The 14,028-nt window shown below is 40.3% G+C and carries 9 protein-coding genes; 1 reads left to right on the top strand and 8 read right to left on the bottom strand.

From position 1 onward, the window contains the following. Positions 1–474: 474 nt before the first annotated feature. Together ACXJY6_RS08885 and ACXJY6_RS08880 are read right to left on the bottom strand one after the other, a co-directional pair. Entirely contained in the window at positions 475–2,067 is a 1,593-nt protein-coding gene (locus ACXJY6_RS08885; protein WP_458768115.1) for a TnsD family Tn7-like transposition protein, read from the bottom strand. Positions 2,068–2,114: 47 nt separating this feature from the next. Next, on the bottom strand, positions 2,115–2,426 hold the full coding sequence (locus ACXJY6_RS08880; protein WP_458768114.1) for a helix-turn-helix domain-containing protein: 312 nt from the start codon (positions 2,424–2,426) through the stop codon (positions 2,115–2,117). Positions 2,427–2,531: 105 nt separating this feature from the next. Between ACXJY6_RS08880 and ACXJY6_RS08875 the strand changes: the two genes are divergently transcribed. Continuing rightward, positions 2,532–2,996 carry a VspR family transcription factor gene (locus tag ACXJY6_RS08875; RefSeq protein WP_458768113.1) on the top strand — a complete coding sequence of 155 codons (465 nt, stop codon included), beginning with the start codon at positions 2,532–2,534 and terminating at the stop codon, positions 2,994–2,996. Positions 2,997–3,083: 87 nt separating this feature from the next. On the opposite strand, the gene ACXJY6_RS08870 is transcribed toward ACXJY6_RS08875, so the two are convergent. The 6 genes from ACXJY6_RS08870 to ACXJY6_RS08845 form a co-directional block, all read right to left on the bottom strand. Then, positions 3,084–6,623 carry a hypothetical protein gene (locus ACXJY6_RS08870; RefSeq protein WP_458768112.1) on the bottom strand — a complete coding sequence of 1,180 codons (3,540 nt, stop codon included), beginning with the start codon at positions 6,621–6,623 and terminating at the stop codon, positions 3,084–3,086. A gap of 49 nt (positions 6,624–6,672) precedes the next feature. Then, positions 6,673–8,259: an ATP-binding protein gene (locus ACXJY6_RS08865; RefSeq protein ID WP_458768111.1), complete on the bottom strand. Its 1,587-nt coding sequence runs from the start codon at positions 8,257–8,259 to the stop codon at positions 6,673–6,675. Continuing rightward, a complete protein-coding gene (locus ACXJY6_RS08860; protein ID WP_458768110.1) occupies positions 8,252–10,333 on the bottom strand; it encodes a TnsB C-terminal domain-containing protein in 2,082 nt (693 codons plus the stop codon). The genes ACXJY6_RS08865 and ACXJY6_RS08860 overlap by 8 nt, the downstream gene beginning before the upstream one ends. Beyond that, positions 10,323–11,129, bottom strand: a complete 807-nt coding sequence (locus ACXJY6_RS08855) for a TnsA endonuclease N-terminal domain-containing protein (RefSeq protein WP_458768109.1) — start codon at positions 11,127–11,129, stop codon at positions 10,323–10,325. Before ACXJY6_RS08855 ends, ACXJY6_RS08860 begins: the two co-directional genes overlap by 11 nt. A 138-nt stretch (positions 11,130–11,267) precedes the next feature. After that, positions 11,268–13,100, bottom strand: a complete 1,833-nt coding sequence (gene glmS / locus ACXJY6_RS08850) for a glutamine--fructose-6-phosphate transaminase (isomerizing) (RefSeq protein ID WP_458768108.1) — start codon at positions 13,098–13,100, stop codon at positions 11,268–11,270. A 55-nt stretch (positions 13,101–13,155) separates the two neighbouring features. Further along, complete coding sequence (locus ACXJY6_RS08845) at positions 13,156–13,920, bottom strand: DeoR/GlpR family DNA-binding transcription regulator (RefSeq protein WP_458768107.1); 765 nt, start codon at positions 13,918–13,920, stop codon at positions 13,156–13,158. Positions 13,921–14,028 lie beyond the last annotated feature (108 nt).

The raw sequence follows: 14,028 nt of genomic DNA, 5'->3' as shown, positions 1-14,028 counted from the left end.
TTTGCAGCTTCAAGGTCTGTCATCAACCATGCTAAGTGTTCTTTTGATTTTCGAGATTTAACATTAGATATAGGGTAGCTCGTCGTATTTGGAAAGATGATTTTTGGGTCACTAGGATCTTCATTATAATATGCCAATTCTTTCAAACCATTCGGGCTTAGAGCAGCTCTAATCAAGTACTGATTGTGGAAAAACAATACCCGAGCGAGTTCGAAATTGGTTATAGATACAGTGAAATTAGTATCAGTATCGAAGCATCGATACAACGTATCATCGACCATTCGCCTGAGTGGACTTTGCTGCTCTTTTTCCAACGTTACTGTTAGCCTTTCAAGCTTTCTATCAGGAACTCTTTTTTTATCTTTGTAAGTACTTTGACTAACCATCATATTCGCTAATTCAATCGGTATAGATTCCCACTCCTCATGCCCTTCCCAACCAAGGACTAAATGAAGTTTCTTTTTACCAATAAAATTACGATGAATAGCTATTCCTTGAACCTGAATAAGCTTGGTATTCTCGGGTAAACCTCGCTTGGCACGTGATTCTGGGGATTTCCACTCTGAGAATCTCCTTTGCAGGTTCCCGAATTCGTTCTTTACTGAGTCCAGCGCTACGTTCAAGTTCATATATTGGAGGTATGGCTTGTCCATGATTTAAAAAATCAGCAACAATAGCGAGTAAGCGTCTTACTTGATACTCATCTACCGTTTCCTGATAACGATACATGAAACAATGACATAAAGGTAATTTGGTGAGCTTATCAGGGATCAAATTCGTCGCGTTAATCTGCTTTGCAAACCAAGGAATAGATTTTCGTGGTAAGGAAAGGTCAAAGTACGATTTTTGTTCAACTCTCACTAGTTGCTTGACCAGTTTCCTATCTCTCTTTGCCCAATCGATTCGACGATAATCCCCTTTGTTTTTTTTAAATTCGAACGAGTGTGTCAAATACCAACTATGATCAAACCGGTAAAGCCATGAATAAACTCTTGCCCCTTCCCTAGTAGCACGTAGCTCTTGAAGTGAATGATGTTGTTTCATCAAATCCAACCAAATAATACGATACTCATCTTTACGAACATTATATTTTGAAGAGGTATATACTGTTTTCGGTTCTACCTGTTGTGGCAAACTATCTACTTTACGACATTCATCATCTACTGATATCAAATCACCAAGCAGTGAAATCATTACCGTCAAATGATGAAGGTAGGAAAAAGGCCGTCGGTGTTTACGGAGCATCGCCAACAGCCAGTTATTATCAATTTCCAAGCCTAAACCAATGCTATTTAACCAACTACTCCCCCAAGTTCGTAGTACCATTAAGCGTATCAACTGGTGATCTACAGTTCTTCCATTCATCAAATTTAAGTCATGAGCTAAATTTTGGTAATAAGTACTCCATTGGTTAACAGAGTGATTCGAATAGCGAGAATTAAGCAAATGATAGATTTGTCGTGCTAGAACAACTTTGTTTAAATCAGCCTCTACGGCTCCTACACCCAAATTAGATATTAATTGTTCACCAGTTACGGGTACAAATCGGTGGCGTTTGGAAGAGCGAATATCAATATCGGTACTAACTAATAAGCAAGAGTGAATAGGGCAACAAGTTACACCTGGCAGTTGAAAGTGGCGTCGCCAATAGGATTCTCCATGCGTTTCAAGGTCGCTCTTGAGACATATAGGGCAATAACGAAATTGGCTTGGCCATATAAGCTTAGAAGCATTAACACCAATACTCGTTTGGCTTTGGTTCTTAGTTCCGATAATCAACTCTTGCTTTCGAGCAACGTATCTAGCTGTATCGAGAAATGGCTTAAAAACACCAAGCAATGTGTGATTAGCTATGATTTGCTCAGGTGAGGATTGCCACAAATGGCCGACTCGACTGTGAAGAGACTCAATATGACCTTGGAATAGTGAAGAAGGAACCACATTTCTCGATCCAAATAGTAATTCTAAAGCCTGTTTATCAGCTCTGATTCCCTGTCGATGAATATACCTCGCCAAGATACTTGATAGCAGTTCATCTTGATAAGGAACTGGGAATTGCATAATCATAACGAGCCTCACTCATTCGAGGCCAGTAACTGGAATGAAGATTCTATCTATTCACTGTTCGAATGCTTAAGCTTATCAATCAACGACTTCTTATCATCATTACTGAGGTTCGCAATCAAAACAGCTAGTTCTGCGCTTTGGTCATCTTCACAAAAAAAGTAGTTTAACGGCACGTCCAACTCATTCGCTAGTTTTCGTAACGTATCAACATCAGGGACATGTCTACCCTTTTCATAGTGGTTCATTCGACCACTCGCAGAGCCTTCATCCATACCGACTCTTATACCAAGTTCTTTCTGCGAAATGCCCATTTTCTTGCGAGCTTGTTTGAGGCGTTCTGGGATTGGATTGTTATGCAACGTTTTATCATCTTAAAATTCTCACATGCTTAGATTGTCTAAGTTTCTCTCAGTTGTGTATACTTAGCAATCCTAAGTTTTGTAAAAATTGAGATTTCATCAAAAATGAGTCAGAAAGTTAAAATTAGTGAAAAGTTTAGATCTCTCCTAGCTCGAATAGAACACGACACAATAAGCCGTAAAGAATTGATCCAGTTAGCAGCAGAAACTACTTCCTTCGATAAAACTCAAGCAACTCGATTGATTGCTCGGAATATTCATGTATTGATGAAACATGGATTAATACAACCATTAGGAAAAAGAAAAGAGCGTTATTATGATTTTTCTCAAGTCCGAAGTGATTATGTAAATACGAAGATAATTGACCAGACGACAAGCGATTTAATGGCGATTAAATCTAGAGTTAACGAGGATATTAAAGTTTTAGGTGCCGAAATAAAAACCTACAACGAGCTTTACGAAAAATACTCTGAAAAACGTAGTCAAATTGATATTTTGTTGGAGCAGGCTAAACAAGAGCAATTTGCTTTAACTGGAAAAGAAAGAGCCTTGAAGCGTCTCATGTTTTAACAACAGACATCATTATAGGTATAATCTGAATCCATGATACGTAGATACAATAAGCTAGTACAGTTAAAGTCAATACTATGAAACTGACTATTCTGTAAAGTGTTCAGATATTACTCTATCAGCTTGTCGCTTATAATCATCCGCAATTTCTCGCAGCACGGTAGCAAATCGGAAATACCCTTCATCTTCCAATTTATCAGCTTTATCATAGAACTGCGTCGCTAACTCTTTTTCTGGCTTACCGGTAGGGTCAACTGTATGAGCACCTCGAGAATTAAAAGTCCCCGTGCTATACCCTAGGCGCATGCTCTCTCCATTTTTACTATTCAATTCCTTTGCGATGCTTTTATTGATCCATAGACCTGAATCGTCGGCACTTGCATGTATTAACACATTACCAATAGTAATCATCGCTATATCAAGGTGTCCGGACTTGATGCATTCATCCTTAACATACCTAATCCAACTATCAAAAATTGAAGGATTAAACTCACCATCCTTTTGAGTGCCTGGAGGAGTGTGCCAGTGATGAAGCAAACTCCACGCATTTTTAGCAATAGCCCTTTTCTCTTCTTGAAGTGGAGAGTTCTTTTTTTCTTCATGAGTAGAACGATATACGAGCTGAATCAGCTCACAAAAGAAGTTTGGTTCATTTGCCAATTTGTTCTCAAGTAAAGTGGGGGTGGCATCATGAAAACCATCAAGCAACGACAGATATGCCCATTCAACACGAAATAACCCTGTTTCATCAACATCAGGATTTGACTGCAAGTGTTTTATCAACTCGATAATATTGTGTTGGTCAAGTGTATGCGGAGGCTCTTTCGAACTAACACCTGCTAAAAGAGCCCTAATACACAGCTCGCTGTTAATTGGCTTCTTATCAAAACGTAACTTACCAAGACAGTCAACGGCAGCCCTCGGTCGCTCATGTACAATCAGCTTCTCTATTGCGTTGTGAAGGTCATCATCCGTTTGATATCCATTTGCAGGAGTTTTAGTCCAGTAATAATTATCAGCCCCTTTTAGCCATGCATCTGCTCTATCCCAAGCCTCTTGCTCAAATGGAAGATAGGCTAAGAACTGACCTATTTGCTCTGTTGTCCAACTATCTTTTGATATCTCATCTGCCCATTTCCACCCGTTTAAATACCTTCGGCTCCATAAATAGGCTCCAATAAATGCACCACGCTTGGGATCTTTAGTAATCAAATATTCAGGTAATAGTCTTATATCAATTTCTGGATCAGAAATTACCCCCAGAGCACGTCCAACCTCTCTGGAAGAAGGTACTTTATCAACAAAATCAACTATACTTCTCAGCCCCTGTTCTGATAACAGTTCTCTAACTGCATCTTCTCGCTTTCGATCCAATTTTTTTCTCTGTTCTTCCCAGTTACCCTTTTCTTCATATAGATTAAAATCACTCTCAGAAAACAAATACTGATAAAGATTAAAAATATTTTCCGGTGCAAAACGTTCCGATACAATTTCAATACGTGTTAATAGTTCATCTGATAGTGCCCACTTAGAGTCGGAAAACTTACGATGCTTTGCAGTAATGCTAGTAAGCTTGTCCCATACTTGTCGTTGTTCTTCTTTCGATATATGTTGAACATTGACTGACGATAACCTTTGAAGGAACTCATTTTGGGCAGGCTCTATAAGATGACCGATGTTATCTATTAGCTGCAAAGCATATCCCAGATTATCTCCCGCCAACTCGACGGCCAATGTTGAATAAAATGATACCTGTTCCCAATATTCTTGGTTTGACACACCTTTATCCCAACCTTTTGGGATTACATTCTGCCATTTGGGTTTATGCGAACCGGATGATGTTTGATGTTGACCAGGTAAAAGCTTCAGCAACAACTTCCAGCCAATATTCGGGTTTTCTGCAACAATTGTTTTAACTGCCGTTTTTCTTTTATCTACAGGTGCTAACGTCTGGGGTAACCAAGGAAGTAAAATCGTTATTAATGAATTAATTGGTCTATTTGACCAATTACCGCCAGGATCATGTGTTGCCAAGTCAGACAGTGAACAACATACCCTCACTAGGTTCTGCTCTTTCCACGCCAAACCTTCAAGTGCCCATAAAAGCCCTGTCAAATAATTCCCGCCCGATATCCCACTGCTTTCTTGCTCAAAAAGGTTATCAAAAACACAAGAGGGACCAAATAGAGCGGATTCAATCTGATTTAAGAACTCTCCAGGAGCAGCTTCTGACAAATCAGGGAGTAAATTATTTAATGTTGCCCACTGTTGCCAAGGGGCATCTGATAACAACTCTCTCACAGCTAACACTGCTATGGATTCTGGTTTACCTACAGTACAGTTCGCAAATTTATTAGGCTGACTACCTAATAACGCCAATCCTTCGGATACACCTTTACGGAGAGGAACAGAATACTCTAAGACCTTGCCATAAACACTTGCTGCATATCGTTTTTCCTTCTCTAATTCAAAAGCTGGGTCCTGTTCGCTTAACACGTTTTCGGCTATCGTTTTAAAACAATCAAGATTAGAATCCAATATCTGCGAACCCAACAGATTAATTAGCTCACCTTTACCTTCTACTTTCCATATCCCATTTTTTAGCTTAAGTGGTGACTCAGGATGATGCAGTATTTCACGAGCCTTAGACAACCATTTTTCATAATCCATATTTAGTAAGGAAGATAGTACTTTCAAATCATTCTCATTGTTCTCATTCCACCCACCAATAAGAGCAATAAGAGCGAGATCATAGCTAGCCTTATGCTTTCGCCAGTCCATTTCTTCTTTTAATTCTGTTAAATGAAGCTCTTCTGGCATTTTTTCTACAATAGAGAGCTGCGAAAATACCTCTATTACATCATCCGGCAGTTTATCTAGGGTAACTGTACCTGCATGTTGATTCCATGTTTGGACAACATCGACAATTCTACCCCATACCATTTTGGGGTACTGCTGATGAAACTGAGAAATGTGTGAATGTAGAAGAGGTAGAACAACTCCCGTTTCTCCTCCAACATCATAGCCTAGTAGATAGAAGTGATTGATAAACTCATACAGTTCATCGTCTGTAACATCGGTATCGCTATTAGCAATTTTTAAGTGAAAGCGCAGCACATCCAGTTTTTCTTCTGCTTTAGAAGGGCTAAAATTCGCCTGTCTTACATGCCTGAAAAATTCGGCCGCATCTTTTGTAGATTTCGCTTGATTAAGTAACCACTGGACATTGTTCTGATCAACAGCAGTTACCGGTCCTGTTATCAGTGCAATTACATCTTTATTTCGTTGAAAGACGTCTTTGTTTTTGAAGTCAGTCCATGCAGCAATAAACACATCACTCAGAACTGAATTGCCTTTGGTAAACTTAATAGAGTGTTTTACCTGACCAAGAAGTTTTCTTACTTCCCCTGAAGAAGCGTTCTCAATGCATACAATAAGATCATCTGTATCATATCCATCGATTTTACCCTGGAGTTTGACTTCTTTAATAGGCCATGCTGGGAGACAAGGTGCATACCCCCCTGTCAACATCAAGACAACAAAGCTAGATTGAATATGAGCCTCAAAGTGTCCACCGCCTCCTCCTGTGGATACAGGATTGCTCAACTTTTTGCTTTTATCGTCCATGTTTACTCCCCTCTTAAATCACCTCTTGGACTTACTGAATTTTGGGTCGCTATAAGTAATCCGATAGCTCGATAATTACTCCATCACGGTGTAGTGCTTCATAACTCACTTCCGGTTCACTATCACACATGATTCTTAAATCATTTTCGATGTAGACAGGTGTATAACCAACCGAATAATTGCCTTTTTTCTTTTTAGCTATAGGCTTCGGTTCTTTTAGTTCTTTAACTTTTGCCACCAATCCAAACAGATCCTCGTTTGGAAACTGCTCCATAGCTTGTTTTGCTAAAATAGGAGCCAAATCACTACCGATATTAAACTGTTGAAGCAACGCTACCAATTGGGAATGCCTATCAGAATTTAATAATGATTCTTCCTGCTCAATAGAATCCTCAATAAATTCATCAGATCCTTCAGCAAGGACCAAAACCTCTTTCAGCGGCAAATCAAGATCGGCATATTTCTGAATCTCTTCTTCCCGCCCACCTCTCAAAGCGTTAATCATCGGACGAACAATAGATAATTCTTCGTTATACACTTTCTCGACAAGCTTTCTATCGATCAATTCTTTTCCGACGATTACCGCTCGCACTTGGCAAAGATAAAACAAAACCACCGCAATATGCGCAATTCCTTGAGTATACTCCCAAAATAGGTCACGTATACCAACAGTTAGCGGAACTGGTGATTGAAACCACTGAAGTTTCCATAAACGAGCGAAAAATTTTTCCCACTCATCGTCTTTTTGCGGTTGAGAAGAACGGTTAAAACGCCCCCAATTCAAACTACCAAATTGAGCAGCACGCCTTGCACTGCGCATCGTTGGACTGAAGATTTCGTTCGCTTTAGGTGTACCAACAAAAAGGACGGGTATTTTGATAACGTTAGTTAACGCTACAAAAAAATTTAGAATTTGCTCGGAACCACCTGACTTAAAATGATTAAGATGTTGAATTTCATCAATGACCAAAATACCAATCGAGTGTAATGCAGCAACTCTGGCGATATCACCTAGCAATGACTCTGCCGATGATCGAACTTTCACATATTCCTCTTGATAATTAGTATTCAAAGCTTTATCGACAGCCCTAAAGTAGTTGATACACAAACTCTTAACCGAACCATCATGTGGGCATTCCAATTTTAACCATACAAGTTGTACATGCTGATATTCTGGGTGCAATATAGCTTGTTCATAACTATCTAGTATTGCTTCAACAGCTGTAGATTTACCTGCGCCCGAGCATCCAATAACTGAACTAACTAAAGCCTCGTTACCAGCATTTCTACGTGACTTAACCTTGTTAACTTTATCGACTGCATTTAATGATTCTACATAACTTTTGTCTGCAATATTTCGGCTCAGATACCCACTACGAATCATCCCCGATATCATTTGTTCCAATTGCAGATGCGCTTTAGTCGGGTATAAGAATTTGTCCAAAATACGCATCATTGCATGACGGCGAATATGGCTAGGCAAGGTTCGCTCTTCATTCGTCACTTTAGGATATAGATTAAGAAATTTAGCTGTTTGTTCAGGAGAATTAATTGATGGTAAGGCATTAATTAACGGATGGCCCTCATACTCTTGAATTTCAGCGTCAATGTAACATGCAGTATGAATTCTATTCATCATCATCCTCCAAGAATGAATCTAAATCTGGAAAATCAAAAGATTCATCCGAATCTGATGAACGAATTGGAACAACTGGAGCAAGTTCTTGTTTTTTCGATTTATCAGCCAACTCATCTCTATCTTTTTGTCGTTCTAATTCTTTTTCAGCATTCCGGTTTTCTCGAATGCCACGAAGCTTTTCAGTATTAGTCTGAGAAGATGGAGATTGGGCTTTTTTATCTCGCTCTTGTTTGACAATCTGCATGATTTCCTGCTGTAAATCTGGAGCTTCAAAGTCTTCTTGTTGTTGATTGGTTGCTTCCGTTTTCTTGGCCTGTGACAGCAAAAGCTTAGCTTCAGAAAACGTCATATCACGGTACCTTCGGCTTTTATCCGACAATAAACAAACCCAATAAGAATCGAACCGAGTATCAGATCTTAAGTAAACTACGTTTGTATTCCTAGGATCATAGGAAATATCAACTGATTCAGGTCTAGTCACTGATTGCGACCGATGAAACCATCCCATCTGCATAGCTTCGCTACAGGTATAGGACATACCATTAAACTTGATTCCAGTGACAGAGACAGTTGCTTTACCTTGAGGAAGCATATTGATAAAAGCGAGTTCTTCATCCACAACCCTTAGCTTACCAGTACGATTTTTCACCCCCCAATTCCAAAGTTCAATTGGCTTAGATACAAGGTCAGTTGGCATATCAGGAGCAAAATCATATTTAGTAACAACGTGAGTCGTATTATGATTAATTACATGATGAATAACGATTTTAGTAAATGCGCGAAGCGTTAGTTCAGCATCTAATTCATATCTATGTCCGATACGCTTTTTGCCATTCATAGGCTCTACAACACCTTGGGCATAAGGTTTTATTTTCGCATGCATTTCTTTAAATGCTCGTTCAACAACACCTTTATCACTCCCCCGATACGCTCGGGTATTGGTTAGTGAAATACCTAAGCGGTTAACTAGAACATCGGCTTGCCTCCCTAACATTTCTCCTCGGTCAGCCGTAATCGTGGCTGGAATACCGATACTTGGCCACATTGATGAATCAATCTCAATCCCAAACTCTTGGCAATATTTCACTTTATCTGAAAAAGCATTCGCTAAGGCAATCGTAGCTGTCGCCCAAGATGGGTTTTCTAGACCCACATATAGTCCAACCACCATACGGCTGAATACGTCTTTAACATAATAAATTACGGGCCGTCCAATAATGCGATTTCTATCTAACCCAGAGACCAAATACAGGTCAACAATTGTTGCATCAATTTCATATCTAGCACCTGGCCCAAAATTCAAATAAGCAGAAGTACTCGTTAACGGGCTTGTATCCTTATTGAATTGGATTTGTGGGGTACGAGCTTTGAGAACATGGGTAGTCTGGTAGTTGGTTTTATAGAAATATTTAAATTGAGATAGTGTTGGGATGCTCGTTTTATCCGCTTTAGGATAACGAGATTTGTAGAAACCAACCGCTCTATCTTTAGCATCTTTGAGATTCACTTTTTCATTTTTCAAGTAAAAGCCATCTATTGCCAAACGAAATAAGTCAGCCACTTCATCGGTAATAATAATTCCTTCACCATCAGCATTTTTGCGCTTTCGGCCAAGCTTGTTCTTAACGTTGCGCCTTGGAGTACCAGCGCCCCCACACTTCTCGTAATCAGGAGCTAAAGCATCGGGCGCCATTCCGCGTTTCCAATAACGTCTGAGCTGACGAAGAATATAAATTCTTGGTTTATCAGTCTTCTCTACTTGTTCTCTAATTAACTGATTTCGAGTCGCCTTATCAAAAAGTAAAGTGTAGTTGTCAAGGAGATGTGTAATGACTCGATAAGCTTCATCCCTTCTTTCTGCCGAGATACTCCCTATTTCAACCGACGGTAAAACAAATGGCTCACTAATTAGTGAAAATTGCTCGAGATTTAATAAGTCATCAATATCAAACTGAATCGGCCATGCGCTGTCATCATCAATATCGATTGCCATACAAAAGTTCAGGTGTTCCCATACAACCCGATAGCGATGCTGAGTTAAATTATCTAAATACACTTGATTAAGATACATTTCCTCTCCTTAACGCTAAGGAGTGCTCGGTAATAACCAACTCACTTGTTGTCCAGTGGTAAAATGATTGCGCCAATGGTGCTAAAACTATCTTTCTAGCAATAGCTAATCTAAAAGCTTCTATATGAAAACCAGGTTCAACTTGGTAGCTATCATCAAGTTGAGCACACAAGCCACCGACTTTTACGTTTTGATGAGTTAACAGGCGTTCCACTATGCTCAACAGTTCTTGATTTGAGCGTTCACCGGAGTCATTAACTAACGCAGGATGGACCCATTGTAGATTCTCTTTTAAGCCAGGTTCAATTTGGCGTTCAGTGAATATAAGCCAGTCAGCGCCCTTATTATCCCAATACGCTTTTTCAATTTGAAGCTTATCAATAACTCGGGGATCTGCTAACTCATCTACATACTTAACGGTCAATGCCAATTGTTTCTGCTTTTTAAAATCAAACAGCAAATCCGTAGTAACAACTTTGAGTTTGCCTGAAATCTGAGGATGTTTAATTCCTAACTGGCGACAAACATCCAAGGTATCTTCTATTGGGATGGGATACTGCTCTCGAATATCGAGGGTATTGGAGGAATAATCAAATGAGAGGAAAGCTGCTAACTCAAGGCGAGATAGGAGATGATGAACTCGACCAACCGTAGCGCTGTTGCTTCGACAACTTTCTCCCAAACTACTCAGCTCATGAATGTAGATAAACGGCTTATAATCTTTTCCCACGCCTTTACCACGTGTTTTGAGCTTTTTGAGATCAGCTGGATGAACTGGCTTATTTGAATCTGGCATAAAAAATACCTCCTGATGTATTCACCATACACCAAGAGGCAATTTTTTGATCAGACTTTATTATTTTTGATCAAACTTTATTAACTTCGATCAAACTTTATTATCCGACTACATCTGTCTAAATCAAACGACGCTGAACTATTCCACCGTCACCGCTTTTGCGAGGTTACGAGGTTGGTCCACATCGGTACCTTTAATTAAAGCAACATGGTAGGCCAAAAGCTGTGTTGGGACAGTGTAGAAAATTGGGGCAACAATTTCGCTTACTTGAGGCATTTTAATCACCTTCATATTCTCATCGCCTTCAAAGCCAGCTTGCTCGCCTGCGAAAACGTATAGTAAACCACCGCGAGCACGTACTTCTTCCACGTTCGACTTAAGTTTTTCTAACAAATCGTTAGTAGGTGCAATCACAACAACAGGCATGTCAGCATCAATTAAAGCCAAAGGCCCGTGTTTTAATTCACCAGCAGCATAGGCTTCAGCGTGAATGTATGAAATTTCTTTCATTTTCAGTGCTGCTTCCATCGCGATTGGGTAATATTCGCCGCGACCAAGGAACATGGCATGTTGCTTATCGGCAAAGTCTTCGGCTAGCGCTTCAATCTCTTTATCAAACGACAGTGCACTTTCCATATAAACCGGCAAGCTATGGATTTCTTTTACAATTTCGGCTTCTTTAGCCTGATCAATACGTCCTTGATGTTTACCAATTGCTGTCACCAACATCAGCATTGCAGTAAGCTGAGTGGTAAAGGCTTTTGTTGAGGCCACACCGATTTCCGTTCCTGCTCGGGTCATAAATGCAATGTCCGATTCACGAACCATTGAAGAGCCAGAGACGTTACAGATCGTCATGGCCGACATGTAACCTTTCTCTTTTGCGATGCGAAGTGCTGCCAGTGTATCCGCGGTTTCTCCCGACTGAGACAAGGTAATCAACAAGCTATTTGGACGAACAACAAAGTTGCGATAGCGGAATTCAGAGGCAATCTCCACATCACAGCTTACGCCAGCAAGACTTTCAAACCAGTAGCGAGCGGCCATTCCAGAATTATACGATGTACCACAAGCAATGATCTGAACATGCTCAACTTTACTTAAGATCTCAACCGCATTAATACCGATACTTTCTGTAATCACGGAATCTTTCGTCACACGACCTTCCATCACATTCTTCATTGATGTTGGCTGTTCGAAGATCTCTTTTTGCATAAAGTGACGGTAACCGGCTTTTGTACCCGCATCGAGTTCAACCGTCGATTCAATAATTTCTCGCTCAACAGGGTTTCCAGAGACATCGAGAACTTTCACTTCACGGCGTGTAATTTCAGCCACATCGCCTTCTTCTAAATAAGAGAAACGACGCGTCACGTTCAATAATGCCAACTGGTCTGACGCAAGAAAGTTTTCCCCAACACCATAACCAATAACAATCGGGCTACCAGAGCGAGCAACCACAATACGTTCTGGATCGTTTCGGTCAACAATAACCGTTCCGTAAGCGCCCTCTAACTGTGCGGCGGTTTTGTGTAGTGCTTCAATTAAGGTCTCGGAAGTGCGGTATTCCCACTCGACTAAATGAGCAATAACTTCGGTATCGGTTTCAGAAGCAAACACATACCCTCGCTCTTTTAGAACTTCTCGCAGTGCTTCGTAGTTTTCAATAATGCCATTATGAACCACCGCAATGTCGCCGGAAATATGAGGGTGAGCATTGATTTCAGAAGGTTCACCATGGGTCGCCCAACGTGTGTGAGCAATACCTGTTCCACCAATAACATTGGCTTCATTGACCGCATCGGCCAACTCTTGTACTTTCCCCAAACGGCGCACACGAGTGAGTTCGCAATTGGTATCAACCACAGCGATTCCCGCAGAATCATATCCGCGATACTCAAGACGACGTAAACCTTCAACTAAAATCTCAGCGACATCACGCTGTGCCACTGCACCAACGATCCCACACATAATTAATACCTCTTATTATTTGGTGTTACATTACCCAACCTGATCGGATAACGCATTAATTTGCTCGAATCACACGGACATCGAATGACTCTATTGTTTGTACTTGTGCATCAGTTAACCGATTATCGGTCACTAATACGTCAATTATTTCCCAACCAAGCTCGAGGTTGGGTATCTTGCGGCCTATTTTGTCGGATTCAGCCATGACGATGACTTCTCTTGCTACATTCGCCATCACTTTACTTAAACCGACTAATTCATTGAATGTGACTGTGCCACGCTCTAAATCAATGCCATCGCAGCCAATAAAAAGTTGGTCAAAATCGTAAGAACGTAATACCGACTCAGCGACCTGACCTTGAAATGAGTCTGAATGAGGATCCCATGTTCCACCCGTCATCAGTAAAATAGGTTCATTTTCTAATTCATTCAGTGCATTGGCCACATAGAGAGAGTTGGTCATAACGACCAGACCTTGCTTTTCACTCAGCTGTGGAATCAATGCACCGGTTGTCGTACCGCTGTCGATCACCAGTCTATTATGATCACGAATGAGTTCTGCTGCAGCGACGGCCAGTGATAACTTTCGATTCGAAACATTTTTTATGGTTTGTTCAGAAATGATGTCTTTTGGTAATGCCACCGCACCGCCATAACGACGTAGTAACAACCCACTCTTATCGAGAGTCGATAAGTCCTTTCTGATAGTGACTTCCGATGTTTCAAATTGACTTGATAGCTCTTCTACGCTTACCTCTCCCTTTTGATTTACTAGGGAGACAATCGTATGACGACGAGCTTGAGTGTTTCGTTTCGACATTTAAAACTCTAGATTTGATTTCGTTTCAAAAGAAATAATAGTTCAGTCGAAATGTTTTATCTATTTATTTCAATAAAAAAAATAATTATTGATGCAAAAACCTTGTCC

The organism is Vibrio phycocola (assembly GCF_054404255.1).
Note: the sequence above shows the minus strand (reverse complement) of the source record. Positions and strands in the feature narration are given on the sequence as shown.